Raw genomic sequence first — 15,391 nt, forward strand, 5'->3', positions numbered from 1 at the left:
CCGTGGGCTGCGGCATCAGAGGCGATGAGCCGACCGGGAGAAGGAGAACTCGATGACGCTGCTGCGAGAAGCGATCGGGGACAGTCTGCGGCGTGCGCGCCTCGCCCAGAGCCGGACCCTACGCGAAGTATCCACCTCGGCGCGGGTGAGCCTCGGCTACCTGTCCGAGGTGGAACGGGGTCGGAAAGAGGCTTCCAGCGAACTGCTGGCGGCGATCTGTGAAGCCCTCGACGTACCGCTGGCCCGGGTCCTGTGGGATGTGAGCACCACCATCGCCGGTGAAAAGCTCCCCGTGGCCGCTGCCGGGCACGGTGCCGCGGAACCGGCCACCGTCGAGCCGGCTGCCGAACCGGCCGCGCCCGAACCCGCCCCGGCCGGTGCTGCCGCGTCGATGTCGGCCGGATCCGCCCGGCCGCAGGTCGACGGCGATACCCGGATCGTCATCCCGGCACCCAATAACGGTCCGCTGGTACTGGTCGAAGCGGCCTGAATCGGTCATAGCCCCGGTATATCCGATCGTGACAATGCGCGTAACGCACCGGAGCAGATAGATTCGTAGGAGGCGTCCGCAGGCCGCCCGCGGCGTGGCGCGGCTTTTCGGTAGCCGGTACCGGGCGCCGCATGGTGGAGGATAGGTACCGATGGGTGCGTGACGGTCGCGCACTGGCGAGTCGCCCAGGCGGCACAGCAGATGGAGGCGGGATCAACCGATGGCTAATCCGTTCACGAAGGCCTGGAAGTATCTGATGGCCCTCTTCGACTCCAAGATCGAGGAGCACGCGGATCCGAAGGTCCAGATTCAGCAGGCTATCGAAGAAGCGCAACGCCAGCACCAGGCCCTGTCCCAGCAGGCCGCCTCGGTGATCGGGAACCAGCGGCAGCTCGAGATGAAGCTGAACCGCCAGCTCGACGAGGTGGAGAAGCTCAACGCCAACGCCCGGCAGGCGGTTACTCTGGCCGATCAGGCCAATGCCGCCGGGGATGCCGAGAAGGCGATCCAGTACACCAATGCGGCCGAGGCGTTCGCCGCGCAGCTGGTCACCGCGGAACAATCGGTCGAAGACCTGAAGGTGCTCCACGATCAGTCCCTGCAAGCCGCCGCGCAGGCCAAGAAGGCGGTCGAGCAGAACGCGATGCTGCTGCAGCAGAAGGTCGCCGAGCGCACCAAACTGCTCAGCCAGCTCGAACAGGCGAAAATGCAGGAGCAGGTCAGCGCCTCCCTGCAGCAAATGGACAGCACCCTGTCCGCCCCCGGCAGCGTTCCCAGCCTCGACGCGGTGCGCGACAAGATCGAACGCCGGTACGCCAATGCTCTCGGGTCCGCCGAACTCGCCCAGAACAGCGTGCAGGGCCGGATGGTCGAGGTCCAGCAGGCCAGCATCCAGATGGCCGGCCACAGCCGCCTGGAACAGATCCGGGCGTCCATGCGTGGTGACGCGTTGCCCGCCGGCGGCGCCAACGCCGCGATCGACCCGGGACAATCCACCGCCGAGCCGGCCCAGCCCCAACCGCAGATGAACAAAGGCCAGGCCGCTCAGCAGTAGCGGGACGAAAGTTCGGCGAGGACAGCATATGAAGTCTGATCGAACCCGGTACCCCGCCGGGGCCCCGGTGTTCGACCCTGCCCGTCCGGACCTCCCGCAGCAGGCCGCCTCCGTAGCCGCGTCCCTCCGGACGGCCGGAGAGAATGCTCTCGTCGCCGTCCGGCGCTGGGCGGACCCTCGTGAACGCGAACTCCGCCGCCGGCGGCGCGCTCGGCGCCGCAGTATCGGCCTGAGCACCGCATCCGGTCTGACCACCGCCGGAACGGTCGGCCTGGTCATTCTGTCGGCCCCTGCCTGGGCCGTGCTCGTTTTGGGTGGCGGCGCTATCGCCCTGGTCACCGGCGCGGCGCTGAGTACCCGGCGCTACCTGCAGCTGCGCCGCGCGCCGCTGCCGCTCGCGGGTTACGTCCCGCGCACACTTCCCTCCGCCCGTTCCGCGGCCCGTCCCGCGGTATCGCGGCTGGCTCGTGCGGAACGGGTTCTGCACGATGTGGCCGGCCAGATCGCACGCACCCGCCGCCTACCGGCCGACGAACTGGACGATCTGGTGGCCACCGCTGCCTCCGGCGCCGCCGCCCTGACCGCGCTCGCCACCGATATCGCCACCATGGAAGGGGCTGTAGGCACCCTCAGCGGTCGCGCGGCCGCCCTCACCGATACGACAGATATCCGGCGCCTGAACCAGACCGTGCAATCGATCGTCGCCCGGCTCGATACCGGCGTCACCGAATACGAGCACGTCGTGGCCGCAGCCACCCGAATTCTGGCCGTGGACGAAACAGGCGTACTGCGCTTCGAATTCGACGGTATCGTCGCCGACCTCCGCCAGGCCGCCGACCGGATGGACGGCTGGGCCCAGGCTCTTACCGAGCTCGCCGACCGAGCCCCCGATCCGCTGCTACCGCCCGCCGCGCCGAGTATGGCCGCGCCCGTCGCGGAGCCCGTACGGCATACCGGCCGCCGCTGAAATTCCACTCAGGGACAACCCTGATCTTCCCCCTATATTGCCTCTCACCTGGTGATTTCCCGTTCCTGCGGTGTCATGCTCGACGTAGAGACAATCACTGGGAGGCAAAAATGTTGTGGAAGATCATCGGCGTGGTTGCCGTCGTCTGGATCGCGCTGGCAGTGATCGGCGCGCTGATCAAGGGGCTGTTCCCGATTCTGGTGATCAGCGCCGTGGTGTTCGGGCTGTATCTGCTCTACAAGGCGATCTCGGGGTCGGACGACAACACCGTCACCAAGGTCTGAACGGACGCAGAAGCCCCGTAGCCGGCAGATTTGCGCCGCGCACGAGACGCGGATCGACCAGGATGGGACTATGACGACTGTTCCCCCGCTTCCCGAAGACTGGCAGCGCGCACTGGTGATCGTCGCGCATCCCGACGATATCGAGTACGGGGTCGCCGCGGCTGTTGCCCGCTGGACCGGCCAGGGCAAGGATATCCGATATCTGCTGGCCACTTCCGGGGAGGCCGGGATCGCGGGCCTGCCGCCCGCGGAGTCCGGTCCGCTCCGGGAAGCCGAGGAGCGCGCCTCCGCGGCCGTGGTCGGAGTGCGGGAGGTCGAATTCCTCGGCCACCCCGACGGCCGCCTCGAAGCGAACCTGGAACTACGCCGCGACCTGGCGGCCGCGATCCGGCGGCATCGTCCGGAACTCGTGGTTCTCGGGCATTTCGGTCCGACCTGGGCGCCGGGGTTCGTCAACAGTGCCGACCACCGGGCGGTGGGACGCGCCGGCCTCGACGCGGTATCGGACGCGGGCAACGAATGGATATTCCCCGAAATAGCCGACCTCGCGCCATGGAACGCGCGGTGGGCGGCTGTCGCAGTTCCCAGCGGAGTCACCCACGCAGTGGACGTCACCGCCACTGTTGATGCGGCCGAAGCATCCCTGGCGGAACACCGGCGCTATCTGGAAGTCCTGAACCCGGAGCAGTCCGTGGCCGAGCAGGCCCGGGCTGTGGTGACGATGACAACAGGGTCTATCTCGGGTTTCCCGGCCACTCGCGCGGTCGGTTTCGAACTGTTCACTTTCTGAGCCATGCCGGCCGAACGACGTTGCGGGACCTCGAACCCCGCGCACGCCGGCGTAACGGGCCATGGCAGGCTGGGCGGATGCGAGTAGCTGTTGTCGCCGGTCCTGATCCGGGCCATGCGTTTCCCGCTATCGCGATATGCCTGCGTTTCCTGGAAGCAGGCGACGAACCCGTGCTCTTCACCGGTCCGCGGTGGTTCGACGCCGCCCGGGAGGCCGGGATCGGAGTGCGCCGGCTGAAGGGGCTGGCGCCGCGCCCCGCCGACGACGATGCCGACGCCGGCGCGCGGATTCATCAACGAGCGGCCTACATCTCCACCGAGATCCTGCCCGAGCTCAGCGCTATGCTGCCCGAACTGGTCGTATCGGATGTGCTGACGGCCGGTGGCGGGATGGCGGCCGAACGGCTGCGGGTCCCGTGGGTGGAGCTTTCCCCGCATCCTCTCTACCTCCCGTCGAAGGGGCTGCCACCGATCGGCAGCGGTCTCGCCCCGGGGACGGGGTTACGTGGTCGCGCCCGCGACACGGTACTGCGGAAGTTCACGGCACGCGCCGTGCGCACCGGTACGCGACAACGTGAACTGGCACGGGCCGGAGTGGGGCTACCGGCCGCCGACCCCGGCCCGGCCGCCCGGTTGATCGCCACCCTGCCCGCACTCGAAGTGCCGCGCCCGGATTGGCCGGCGAAGACGCATCTCGTCGGGCCACTGTTCTGGGAGCCCACCGATCGGATCCTCGATCCGCCGCCCGGTGACGAGCCGCTGGTGATGGTCGCTCCGTCCACCGCACACACCGGTGTGGACGGAATGGTCGATACCGTCCTGACGGCGCTCGACGGGGCGGGGGTGCGGGCGGTGATCTCGATGCTGGACGAGCCGCGGGCCGATCTACCGTCCTGGGCGCGAGCCGGGTTGGGGCGGCAGGACGAACTGCTGTCCCGAGCGTCGGTGGTGATCGGCGGCGGCGGTCACGGGCTGCTGGCCAAGGCCTTGTCCGCCGGGGTTCCCGTGGTTACGGTTCCGGGCGGTGGAGACCAGTGGGAATTGGCGAACCGTGCGGTGCGGCAGGGGAGTTCGTTGCTGATCCGGCCCCTGGCTGCGGACTCGGTGCGCGAGGCGGTCCGCCGGATCCTGGACGATCCCGGTTTCGCGGCCGCGGCGCGCACGGCCGCTGCGGGAGCCGGTGACGTCGCGGATCCGGTGGATATCTGTCGCCGGGTGGCGGGCGGCGTCCGGGCGGGTTGATCCGCGGGCCGCTCAGGGTGTGCGGACGGGTATCTTCGGGCACGTGCGGTTGACGGAATTCCAAGAACTCTTGCACACCGAATTCGGCGAGACCCGGGGTGACACCTTGCTCAACGATCACGTCATCCTCGCGCTGGACGGCCGGACCGGTTCGGCGGCCATCGAAGCCGGTGTGGATCCTCGTGAGGTGTGGCGCGCGCTGTGCGCCGAATTCGACGTTCCACGTTCCCAGTGGTGACGCCGTGAATCGGGGCCGTTTCCGGTTCCCAAGGAGCTGCGGGCCTGGTCGGAGAATCGGATTGCCGTGCGATTCCAGTACGAATGGCACGACGATTCCGGGCAGTGGTGGCGCAGCTATGGGAACGAACAGTGGGAATTCGCCCCGGGGCACGCCGTGAGGCCAGTATCGATGATGTGCCGATCGCGGCCGGGGAGCGCCGGATCCACGGCCCCCGGCCGGAAGGGGATACAACGCCGCTGCCGCAGTGGTGACGGGTGGGCGGCGACGCGCGGATCCGGAGCTTGACTCGAACACCTGTTCGTCTAGGCTGAGCTCCGGAACTTGTCGGTGCCGCCCTCTACCGTGGGCACCAACCACACCACCTACCTACCAACCAACCGGTGAAAAGGGGAGTCACGATGGCGCCACAGGCCTACGACCGAGACAAGGCACTGGAGCTCGCGCTCGCGCAGGTCGAGAAGAGCTTCGGCAAAGGCGCGGTGATGCGTCTCGGGGAGGAGGCCCGCCAGCCCGTCTCGGTTATCCCGACCGGGTCCATCGCACTGGATGTCGCGCTGGGTATCGGGGGACTGCCACGTGGCCGGGTCGTGGAGGTCTACGGTCCGGAAGCCTCCGGTAAGACCACCGTCGCGCTGCACGCCGTCGCCAACGCACAGGCTCTCGGTGGGGTCGCCGCCTTCATCGATGCCGAGCACGCCCTCGATCCCGATTACGCCGCCAAACTCGGCGTCGATACCGATGCTCTGCTGGTATCCCAGCCCGATACCGGTGAACAGGCCCTGGAAATCGCCGATATGCTGGTCCGCTCCGGCGCCATCGATATCATCGTCATCGACTCGGTCGCCGCGCTGGTGCCGCGCGCCGAAATCGAGGGTGAAATGGGCGACAGCCATGTCGGCCTGCAGGCCCGTCTGATGAGCCAGGCCCTGCGCAAGATGACCAGCGCCCTGAACAATTCCGGCACCACAGCGATTTTCATCAATCAGCTGCGCGAGAAAATCGGTGTCATGTTCGGTTCTCCCGAGACCACGACCGGTGGCAAGGCGTTGAAGTTCTACGCGTCGGTTCGCCTGGATGTCCGGCGTATCGAAACGCTGAAGGACGGTAGCGATGCGGTGGGCAACCGGACCCGGGTGAAGGTCGTGAAGAACAAGGTGAGCCCGCCGTTCAAGCAAGCCGAATTCGACATCCTGTACGGTCACGGGATTTCGAAGGAGGGGTCGCTGATCGATATGGGGGTGGAGCACGGGTTCATCCGTAAATCCGGCTCCTGGTACACCTACGAGGGCGATCAGCTCGGGCAGGGTAAAGAGAACGCTCGCAAGTTCCTGCTGGACAATATCGATATTCGTGACGAGGTCGAGAAGAAGATCAAGGAAAAGCTGGGCATCGGGGCGGATGTGACCGCTCCGGAGGAGACCCCGGCCGATTTCTGATCCGATGAATCAGCGCGCGGTATCGGAGGGCCCGGACCTGACCGATCCGGTGGCGGAGGTCCGTCGCCGATTGGACGAGATCCTCGCGGCCGGTGGTGCCCGGCCTGCCGGTACCGGCCTGGGGGATCGGGCGGACGAATCCGATCCGCAGCGGATGCGTCCGCCCGGTCCCGGCGCAGCCGGACCGCAACAGGGAATCGGCGGTGCCGATGGCATCAGCTTGCCGGGCGGATCGCTGGAACAGGTGAAAGAAGCAAGCCTCCGGCTGCTCGCGGTCCGCGCACGTAGCCGAACCGAACTCGCGCAGCGGCTGTCTGCCAAGGGTTTCGCCTCCGAGGCGATCGAGCAGTCCCTCGACCGGCTGGCCGAGGTAGGACTGATCGACGATGCCGAATTCGCGCGGCAGTGGGTGCGGCAGCGGCACAGTTTCTCGGGAAAGGGCCGGCAAGCGCTGGCCCAGGAATTACGCCGCAAGGGTGTGGCACCCGAGGAAGCGGCGGCCGCGCTCGACGACATCACCGCCGACGACGAACACGATCGGGCCACCGAGCTGGTGCGCCGCAAACTGCGCACGCTGCCCGCAGGGCTGGATCGGGAGAAGGCCATCCGGCGGCTGGTCGGGATGCTCGCCCGCCGCGGTTACGGCCATTCCGTGGCGTACACGGTGGTCAAAGCCGAATGGGACGCGGCCCGAGGGGGTTCCGATCTCGACGAACCCGATGCGCCGCTCGGCTGACCGCCGCAGAACCCACCGCAGAGCCGCAGAAGAATCCGGCGGAGATCCGGGTCGCGGCCGGGCGGGAACTTCCGGGAGCCAGGATTCGGCGGTGCCTGTTCTGGCGATACATCCTGGTCTACGACGCCCCCGCCGGGTATGAAGTTGCCTCCGAATCCTGAGGTTCGGTCCGTGCTCCTACGGTGACGCCGAGGTGCTTCGCTCCGATTCGGAATAGCACGGGCAGGTTCGCGCTGCTACCTGCTGCGCCGAACAGACTCCCCGTGGCACTGCGCCGCGGCGGCGGCGGTGTGGGCCTCGTTGCCGACAGCGCCGAGAACCCTGTCGGTTACGGCAATAGTGAACGGCGCAGCGGCATATCCCAGGGACTCGGTGATACAGCCCGGACGTAGAAGTCGACATCAGCACAATGGCCGATCACGGCCGCCGAGGCGCGAATCGCAGGGGCGGCGAGATCGATATGGCCGAAGGGGTGCCGATGATGTGTGGCTCGCAGTCGCACGACATCGTTCCCGGTTCCCGGTTCAGTAGTCGTGCGCTGTCTGCGCGGAGCCTCGCGGGGAGGATCCGCATACCGGGCAGGGGGGGAACGCATGTTCGCGCTCACCCGCCGCCCGGTATCGACACGGTTATTTGGTGATATCCACTCCGGGAGCGGCATCGGTGATGACGGTGTCGGCGGCGACCACTGCGCCGCCCCGCTTGCGGCGGCCGGAACGTAGTCGTTTCTCCAGCCGGGTGGCGATGGTGGAGAGCAGGACGTTCAGCAGGATCATGATGATCGCGACAACGATCAGCGCGGGGATGGTGTTCGATTCCGCGGCGCCGAGTTGCTGTGCGCTGCGGACGACTTCCTCGTAGGTGATCACATAACCCAGCGCGGAATCCTTCAATGCCACCACCATCTGCGATACCAGTGCCGGCAGCATGGCGGTGATCGCCTGCGGTAGCAGGATCAGGCGCATCAGCTGGCCCTTGCGCAACCCCAGCGCGACACCGGCCTCGGTCTGCCCTTTGGGGAGGGACAGAATTCCCGCGCGCACGATCTCGGCGATCACCGACCCGTTGTAGATGGTCAGCGCGGTCACCACGGCGCCCAGCGCCAGGTACTCGGAATCGAAGAGGTCGTACTCGGAGTACAGGGCGAAAAGGAAGATCATCAGGATCAGCACCGGGATGGCGCGGGCGATCTCGACGACGGTGCCCGCAGTCCAGCGCAGCCACCGATGATCGGAGAGACGGGCGATCCCGAAGATCATGCCGAGTACCAGGGCGAACACGATCGACAGCGCCGCGGCGACCACGGTGCCCTTCAGGCCCGGCAGGATGTAGGTGGTCCATACCGCGCCGTCGAGGAACGGCTCCCATTTGTCGGCCGTGAACTGGCCTTGATCCGCGAAACCGCGGTAGACGTACCAGCCTGCGACGAGCACCGCCGCCAGTACGACGAGCGAGTAGAGGATATTGCGGACTCGGGCGACGGGGCCCGGGGCGTCGTAGAGAACAGATGCCTTGGCACTCATCGGGCCACCTCGAATCGTTTGGCCAGATGCCCGAACAGCAGGCCGGCCGGCAGCGTCAGGATCACGAAACCGAGGGTGAAAATGAGACCGATGGTGATCAGCGCAGCCTCGGTTTCGATCATGTTCTTCATCAGGAACGAGGCCTCGGCCACGCTGATCGCCGAGGCGACAGTCGTGTTCTTGGTGAGGGCGATGAACACGCTGCCCAGCGGTGCGATCACCGCCCGGAAAGCCTGCGGCAGCACGATGATCCGCAGGTTCTGCACAAAGCCGAGACCCAGCGAGCGCCCGGCCTCCGACTGGCCCAGCGGCACCGTATTGATCCCGGCGCGCAGCGATTCGCAGACGAAAGCGGCCGTGTACACACTCAAGCCGATGACGGCCCAACGGAAGTTGTTGTCGGCCAGCGAGGTCGGACCTTCGGAGGCCAGATTCATCCCGAGCGTGGAATACAGGCCCAGCGAACAGAACACCAGGATGAGGGTGAGCGGGGTATTGCGGAAAATGGTCACATACGTGGTGCCGACCCAGCGGGCCACTGGGACCGGGGAGACCCGCATACCGGCTATGAGGGTGCCCAGTACCAGCGAACCGACCGCGGACAGGACGGTCAGTTTTATGGTCATCCAGAATGCTTCGAGCAGCTGGGTGTCGTATTCCGAGATCAAATCGAACACGGTGGTTGCGCGCCTCCGATCGGCGGGAAGGGCCGGGATCGGCGGGCCGCGCCGTTACCGGTGCGGCCCGCCGATGTGGTGAATCAGTACCGGTCCACCTGCGGTGCCTCCGGGGTTTCGTAGCTGGCGGCCTTGCCGACCGATTCCTGGAACGCGGCGTCCCAGGCGCCCGAGCTGATCATTTCCTCGATCGCGTCGTTGATCTTGTCGCGGGATTCCTGATCGCCCTTCTGCACACCGATCCCGTAGTTCTCGGTGGTGAACTTCTCGCCCACGACCTTGTACTTGCCGGGCGCCTGCGAGGCGTAGCCGGCCAGGATGATGTCGTCGGTGGTCATTGCCGCCACCGCGCCACTGTTCAGGCCCTCCAGACACAGCGAGTAAGTGTCATAGGTCTGCAGCTGGGTGTCGGGGAACTTCTTCTGGATGTTCTGTGCCGGGGTGGAACCGGTCACCGAGCACACTGTCTTTCCGGCGATGGTCTCCGGGCCGGTGATCTCGTTGTTGTCGGCGCGCACCAGCAGGCTCTGCCCGGCCACGTAGTACGGGCCGGCGAAATCTACCTTCTCCTTACGGGCGTCGGTGATCGAATACGAGGCGACCACGAAATCGACCTGACCGTTCTCGATCAGCGTCTCGCGCTGCGCGGACGGCGCTTCCTTGAAGGTGATTGCGTCCGGCTGGACACCGAGTTTGGAGGCCACGTATTTGGCCACTTCGACATCGAAGCCGCTGTAGGTGCCGTCGGTGTTGCGCAACCCCAGACCGGGCTGGTCGTATTTGATGCCGATGGTGAGCTTGCCCTCCTGGGCGTTCTCCAGGGCGGTCTTATCGCTGCCGCCACCGCAGGCAGCGGTGGTGGCGGCAGTTACGGCCACGGCGACCGCTCCGACCGCGAGGCGGAATGCTCGGTTGATCCTCATCGGGTTTTCCTTCCCTCATCTTCTCGATGGTGCTGTGCTGCCGCGCCGATCGCACCGGCTGTCACGCTGGACGCGGAGCCGGGCCGGCTGCTGTCAGTGGCTGAGTATCTTGCCCAGGAAGTCCTTGGCGCGATCGGACTCGGGCGCACTGAAGAAGGTCTCCGGGTCGGTGTCCTCCACGACCTGGCCGTCGGCCATGAACAGCACACGGTCGCCGGCGCGGCGGGCGAATCCCATCTCGTGGGTGACGACCAGCATGGTCATCCCCTCTTTCGCAAGCGAAACCATCACATCGAGTACTTCGTTGACCATTTCGGGGTCGAGGGCCGAGGTAGGTTCGTCGAACAGCATCACCTTCGGGCTCATCGCCAAGGCACGGGCGATCGCGACCCGTTGCTGCTGGCCCCCGGACAGCTGTGCCGGATACTTGTCCGCCTGGTCGGCGATACCGACGCGTTTCAGCAGTTCCATCGCCCGCGCGCGAGCCTCGTCCTTCTTGGTCTTACGCACCTTCATCGGCGCGAGCATGACGTTCTCGACGATCGTCTTGTGCGCGAACAAGTTGAAGGACTGGAAGACCATGCCGACATCCGCGCGCAGCGCGGCCAGGCCCCGGCCTTCCGCGGGCAGCGGCACACCGTCGACCCGGATCTCACCGGTGTCGATCGGTTCCAGCCGGTTGATTGTGCGGCACAGCGTCGATTTTCCGGAACCCGAGGGGCCGAGCACGATCACCACTTGCCCACGGGGCACCTCGAGGTTGATATCGCGCAGAACATGCAGGGCGCCGAAATGCTTGTCGACAGCGCGTAGAGAGATCATCGGCGGCGTGGCGGTATCGCCCGCCGCACCTGGCGCGTCGGCGTCGGTGGCGTCGGTCATGCAGATGACCTTAAGCCGAATTTCCGGATTTGCGCGCCTTTCGGCGACACACCCGGACGCCACACCGGTCTGACATTCGGTCTTAACCCGGCGGCAATCCGCCGTAATCCATTCGCTCGTCGGCGATTTGCCGCCCGGGAAGCCGGCCGGCCGCAGTGCCCGATCAGTATGCCCGATCAGAGCGCGCGGTATGGACCCAGGGGGATCGCCCGCGGTACCGGGCTCGGGACGACTGCCGGGCACCCGGCCGTTCGGCGCCCGGATACCTCGACCCTGCGACGCCGGAGGCGATGCCGAAACCACACCCCGTACCCTGGACGGGTGGATTCGATCGGACAGATAACGCTTCCTACCAGGGTCGAGCCGGCCGGGACGCGTAGTTACGAAGTCCGCACCTTCGGTTGCCAGATGAACGTGCACGATTCCGAACGCTTGTCCGGCCTGCTCGAGGATGCGGGATACGCCAGAGCTGCGCCCGGTGCGCCGGCCGATCTCGTCGTGTTCAATACCTGCGCGGTGCGGGAGAACGCCGATAACAAGCTGTACGGCACGCTCGGTCATCTCGCGCCGGTCAAGGCGTCGCGGCCGGGTATGCAGATCGCCGTCGGCGGCTGTCTGGCCCAGAAGGATCGCGACACGGTGCTGCGCAAGGCGCCCTGGGTCGATGTGGTGTTCGGCACGCACAATCTCGGTTCGTTGCCTGTGCTGCTCGAGCGTGCCCGGCACAACGATGCCGCCGAGGTGGAGATCCTGGAATCGCTGGAGGCCTTTCCATCGACGCTGCCGGCGCGGCGGGAATCGGCGTACGCGGGGTGGGTCTCGATATCTGTCGGTTGTAACAACACCTGCACGTTCTGCATCGTGCCGTCGCTGCGCGGCAAGGAGGTCGACCGGCGCCCGGGCGATGTGCTGGCCGAAGTGCAGGCACTGGTGGACCAGGGCGTTCTCGAAGTGACGTTGCTGGGGCAGAACGTCAATTCCTACGGAGCGTCCTTCGCCGACCCGGATCAGCCTCGCGACCGTGGCGCGTTCGCGAAACTGCTGCGGGCGTGCGGGGGTATCGACGGGCTGGAGCGAGTGCGTTTCACCTCGCCGCATCCGGCCGAGTTCACCGACGATGTGATCGAGGCCATGGCTGCGACGCCGAACGTGTGCCCGCAACTGCATATGCCGCTGCAATCGGGTTCGGACCGGGTGCTGAAGTCGATGCGGCGCTCGTACCGGCAGGCCCGCTTCCTCGGCATCATCGACAAGGTGCGTGCGGCGATGCCGAATGCCGCGATCACCACCGACATCATCGTCGGCTTCCCCGGCGAGACCGAGGACGATTTCCGGCAAACTCTCGAGGTGGTGCAGAAGGCTCGGTTCACCAGCGCTTTCACCTTCCAGTATTCGCCCCGCCCGGGAACTCCGGCGGCGGAGATGGCCGATCAGGTCCCCAAACATGTGGTGCAGGAGCGCTACGAGCGGCTCATCGCGCTGCAGGACCAGGTCTGTCTGGAAGCCAATCACGAGCTGGTCGGGACCGAGGTGGAGTTGCTGGTCGCCGACGGTGCCGGGAAGAAGAATGCCGCCACCGCCCGGATGAGCGGTCGTGCTCGCGACGGCCGGCTGGTGCATTTCCGGCCCGAGAATGCGGCCGAGCCGATCCGGCCGGGCGATGTGGTCACTGTGGCGGTGACAGGCGCGGCACCGCATTTTCTCGTCGCCGACAACGGGGTCATCACGCATCGGCGGACCCGTGCCGGTGATGCCCACGAGGCCGGAACCACACCCAAGACCGCACCCATCGGGGTGGGTCTCGGGCTGCCGCGGCTGGGTGCGCCCGAGGCGGAGCCGGTCGGCTCGGGATGCTCCACCGGGTGCGGGGTATGACTCTGCCGGGTGACGAGGACCGGGAACGGGCGGACGAGTCCGGCGCTGCCGGCCCGGTGCAGCCGCCGGCCGGAGACCCGGTGGCGCGAGACGACGAATCAGCCGACGGAAACGAGGATTCAGTGAACCCGGCCGAGACGACCGAGAAGTTCGAGGAGTACCGCGACGACCTGGACGCGGTAGAACGCCGCATCGCCGGGGAGATCGACCCCGGGGTACGCGCCATGGTGGTGGCGGGTGCGGTGTTCGTCCTGCTGGTATCGCTGGTGCTGCCGCACGCCGGCGCGGCGCGCGGTTTCGATGTGCTGCTCGGTTCGGAAGTGGCGAGTATCGAGCACATCGGGTTGCCGTCACGGATTTTCGTCTGGTTCGTGCTGGTGTTCGGTATCGGGTTCTCGCTGCTGGCGTTGATGACCCGGCGCTGGGCACTCGCGTGGCTGGCGGTGGCCGGATCAGCGATCGCCAGCGCGTTCGGTGTCTTCTCGATCTGGCATCGGCAGACGCCGGGGATCAACAACTACGTGGGTGCGGGCCCAGGGTTCGGTCTGATCCTGGGCGCGCTCGCCATCATGGTGCTGACCTTCCACTGGGTGAAGGTCGTGTGGAGCCGTACCGCGCTGCAGCTCGCCGCGGAAGAGCAGCGGCGCATCGCTGCGGCCCGCGATGAGGAACGAGAGCGGCGCCGGCGGCTCGGCGAGGACTGAGCCCCGGCGTGGGGTGCTGCCCGGGCCGATCGCCGGTGCTGCTCAGAGGTTGCTGACCGCGCCCTCCGCGGCCTCGGCCCATTCCCGCCACTGGCGGGCCTGTTCGAGTGCCTTCTCCGCATCGCGGGTCTTACCCGCGGCGTCGGCCTTCGCCGCCTGTTCTTCGAACTGCGCCACCCGTTCGCGGAATTGCGCCGCCCGGGCCAGCGCCTCCGGATCGGTCCGGCGCCACTGCGCGTCGGCCGCCTGGCGTACCCGCTTCTCCAGTGCCCGGAGCCGGCCTTCCAGGTCGTGCATCCGCTCGCGGGGCACCCTGCCGATTGCATCCCAGCGTTCCTGCAGGTCACGCAGTGACGCCCGGGCGCCTTCGAGGTCGGCGCCGGGGTCTATCAGCGGTTCGTAGCTGCTGAGCAGTTCTTCTTTCGCGGTCGCGTTATCGGCGAATTCGGCGTCGCGTTCGGAGGCCGCGTCGTTGCGGGCGGCGAAGAACACGTCCTGGGCGCTCTTGAAACGCCGCCACAGCGCTTCGTCGGCCTCCCGCGGAGCCCGGCCGGCGTTCTTCCATTCGACGAGAAGCTCCCGGAACACCGCGGCCGTCGCCGGCCAATCGGTGGAACCGGACAGTTCCTCCGCGCGTACGCACAGTTCTTCCTTGCGGGTCTTTGCGGCGGCGCGTTCCCGGTCGAGTTCGGCGAAATGCGCGCCGCGGCGGCGGTTGAACGCCTCGCGTGCTTTCGAATACCGCCGCCACAACGCATCGTCGACCTTTCGGTCGACGCCGCGGATGGTTTTCCATTCGTCGAGGATTTCGCGCAGCCGGTCGCCGGCGGCCTTCCACTGGGTGGATTCCGCGGCGATCTGCTCGGCCTCGGCGGCGAGCGCCTCTTTGCGTTCGGTGTGCTCGTGCCGGGCGCGCTCTTTCTCCTCCTTGGCGTGCGCTGCCGCTTCCTCGGAGTGTTCGGCGATGGCGCGCAGGCGGGCCGCCAGCCCTTCGATATCGCCGATGACGGCGGCCGTGGGCAGGGTTTCGGCCAGTGCCAGGGCGGCGGCCTTGGTCTTGCGGGCGTCGGTGCCGGCGGCGAGGCGGGCTTCGAGTAGGGCGACCTCGGTGGCGAGATCGTCGAACCGGCGGCCGAAATGCGCGAGCCCGTCGGCGGCGTTACCGGCCTGCCAGGAGCCGACGATCCGTTCTCCGTCGGAGGTCTTCACCCATGCGGTGCCGTCCTCGTCCACCCGGCCCCACCTACTCGGATCCGTGGTGGCGGGCACCACGACCGGATGCGGGTGTTCGGTGGCCGGACCCGCCGGTTTCATCGCGGCGGGCGACGGGTGCGGCTCGCCGGGTTTGGGACGGTTACCGGGTTTGGGAGCGGGCGACGGGCGGCCGGCTGTGCCGGGGCCGGGTTTGGCGGTTCCGTTGCTGTGGGTCATTGCTCCTCGTCCCTGCCGCGCGTCACGGCTGCCTGGTTTACGCGCTGCGCATTATGGCTATGCTCTGCTCATTCTGGCTACGCCCGCTCGATCTGGCCACATCCACCGCTCGGTAAGGCCTGCACGGGCGTGATGCC

Annotated in this window: 16 protein-coding genes and 1 pseudogene; 12 read left to right on the plus strand and 5 right to left on the minus strand. The window is 67.2% G+C overall.

Annotation, left to right across the window (positions count from 1 at the left end; all coding sequences use genetic code 11):
- The first annotated feature begins 52 nt into the window (after positions 1 to 52).
- The 10 genes and pseudogenes from NS6_RS32610 (at position 53) to recX (ending at position 7,239) form a co-directional block, all read left to right on the plus strand.
- Positions 53 to 490, plus strand: a complete 438-nt coding sequence (locus NS6_RS32610) for a helix-turn-helix domain-containing protein (protein ID WP_068050053.1) — start codon at positions 53 to 55, stop codon at positions 488 to 490.
- A 220-nt stretch (positions 491 to 710) separates the two neighbouring features.
- Positions 711 to 1,544, plus strand: a complete 834-nt coding sequence (pspA, locus tag NS6_RS32615) for a phage shock protein PspA (protein ID WP_068050055.1) — start codon at positions 711 to 713, stop codon at positions 1,542 to 1,544.
- 28 nt (positions 1,545 to 1,572) lie between these two features.
- Complete coding sequence (gene pspM, locus NS6_RS32620) at positions 1,573 to 2,511, plus strand: phage shock envelope stress response protein PspM (protein WP_174552658.1); 939 nt, start codon at positions 1,573 to 1,575, stop codon at positions 2,509 to 2,511.
- Between the two features lie 110 nt (positions 2,512 to 2,621).
- The gene (locus tag NS6_RS35330) at positions 2,622 to 2,795 is read left to right on the plus strand and encodes a hypothetical protein (protein WP_168443547.1); all 174 of its coding nucleotides are present in this window, start codon (positions 2,622 to 2,624) and stop codon (positions 2,793 to 2,795) included.
- Between the two features lie 70 nt (positions 2,796 to 2,865).
- Positions 2,866 to 3,585 carry a PIG-L deacetylase family protein gene (locus NS6_RS32625; RefSeq protein ID WP_068050058.1) on the plus strand — a complete coding sequence of 240 codons (720 nt, stop codon included), beginning with the start codon at positions 2,866 to 2,868 and terminating at the stop codon, positions 3,583 to 3,585.
- Between the two features lie 77 nt (positions 3,586 to 3,662).
- A complete protein-coding gene (locus NS6_RS32630) occupies positions 3,663 to 4,826 on the plus strand; it encodes a glycosyltransferase (RefSeq protein WP_068050060.1) in 1,164 nt (387 codons plus the stop codon).
- A 43-nt stretch (positions 4,827 to 4,869) separates the two neighbouring features.
- On the plus strand, positions 4,870 to 5,064 hold the full coding sequence (locus tag NS6_RS32635) for a DUF3046 domain-containing protein (protein WP_068050113.1): 195 nt from the start codon (positions 4,870 to 4,872) through the stop codon (positions 5,062 to 5,064).
- 3 nt (positions 5,065 to 5,067) lie between these two features.
- A pseudogene (locus NS6_RS34445) lies at positions 5,068 to 5,318 on the plus strand (DUF1348 family protein); the annotation flags it as partial.
- A 147-nt stretch (positions 5,319 to 5,465) separates the two neighbouring features.
- On the plus strand, positions 5,466 to 6,503 hold the full coding sequence (gene recA, locus NS6_RS32640) for a recombinase RecA (protein WP_068050062.1): 1,038 nt from the start codon (positions 5,466 to 5,468) through the stop codon (positions 6,501 to 6,503).
- 154 nt (positions 6,504 to 6,657) lie between these two features.
- Entirely contained in the window at positions 6,658 to 7,239 is a 582-nt protein-coding gene (gene recX / locus NS6_RS32645) for a recombination regulator RecX (protein ID WP_084471668.1), read from the plus strand.
- 629 nt (positions 7,240 to 7,868) lie between these two features.
- Here recX and NS6_RS32650 read toward each other — a convergent pair.
- The 4 genes from NS6_RS32650 to NS6_RS32665 all read right to left on the minus strand — a co-directional run bounded on the left by NS6_RS32650 (position 7,869) and on the right by NS6_RS32665 (position 11,184).
- Complete coding sequence (locus NS6_RS32650) at positions 7,869 to 8,762, minus strand: amino acid ABC transporter permease (RefSeq protein ID WP_068050065.1); 894 nt, start codon at positions 8,760 to 8,762, stop codon at positions 7,869 to 7,871.
- On the minus strand, positions 8,759 to 9,439 hold the full coding sequence (locus tag NS6_RS32655; protein WP_084471661.1) for an amino acid ABC transporter permease: 681 nt from the start codon (positions 9,437 to 9,439) through the stop codon (positions 8,759 to 8,761). Before NS6_RS32655 ends, NS6_RS32650 begins: the two co-directional genes overlap by 4 nt.
- 83 nt (positions 9,440 to 9,522) lie before the next feature.
- Positions 9,523 to 10,362, minus strand: coding sequence for a glutamate ABC transporter substrate-binding protein (locus NS6_RS32660; RefSeq protein ID WP_068050066.1), 840 nt, complete (start codon positions 10,360 to 10,362; stop codon positions 9,523 to 9,525).
- A gap of 93 nt (positions 10,363 to 10,455) precedes the next feature.
- Positions 10,456 to 11,184 (minus strand): amino acid ABC transporter ATP-binding protein, encoded by a 729-nt coding sequence (locus tag NS6_RS32665; RefSeq protein ID WP_174552660.1) that lies wholly within the window; start codon positions 11,182 to 11,184, stop codon positions 10,456 to 10,458.
- A 381-nt stretch (positions 11,185 to 11,565) separates the two neighbouring features.
- Here NS6_RS32665 and miaB point away from each other — a divergent pair, with 381 nt between their 5' ends.
- Positions 11,566 to 13,119 carry a tRNA (N6-isopentenyl adenosine(37)-C2)-methylthiotransferase MiaB gene (gene miaB, locus NS6_RS32670; protein ID WP_068050070.1) on the plus strand — a complete coding sequence of 518 codons (1,554 nt, stop codon included), beginning with the start codon at positions 11,566 to 11,568 and terminating at the stop codon, positions 13,117 to 13,119.
- Positions 13,116 to 13,823, plus strand: coding sequence for an Rv2732c family membrane protein (locus tag NS6_RS32675; protein WP_210747573.1), 708 nt, complete (start codon positions 13,116 to 13,118; stop codon positions 13,821 to 13,823). The genes miaB and NS6_RS32675 overlap by 4 nt, the downstream gene beginning before the upstream one ends.
- 42 nt (positions 13,824 to 13,865) lie before the next feature.
- Here the strand turns inward: NS6_RS32675 and NS6_RS32680 are convergent, their stop codons facing one another.
- Positions 13,866 to 15,254: a DUF349 domain-containing protein gene (locus NS6_RS32680; RefSeq protein ID WP_068050072.1), complete on the minus strand. Its 1,389-nt coding sequence runs from the start codon at positions 15,252 to 15,254 to the stop codon at positions 13,866 to 13,868.
- Positions 15,255 to 15,391: the final 137 nt, after the last annotated feature.

The organism is Nocardia speluncae NBRC 108251 (assembly GCF_001613245.1).
GTDB lineage: Bacteria > Actinomycetota > Actinomycetes > Mycobacteriales > Mycobacteriaceae > Nocardia > Nocardia speluncae.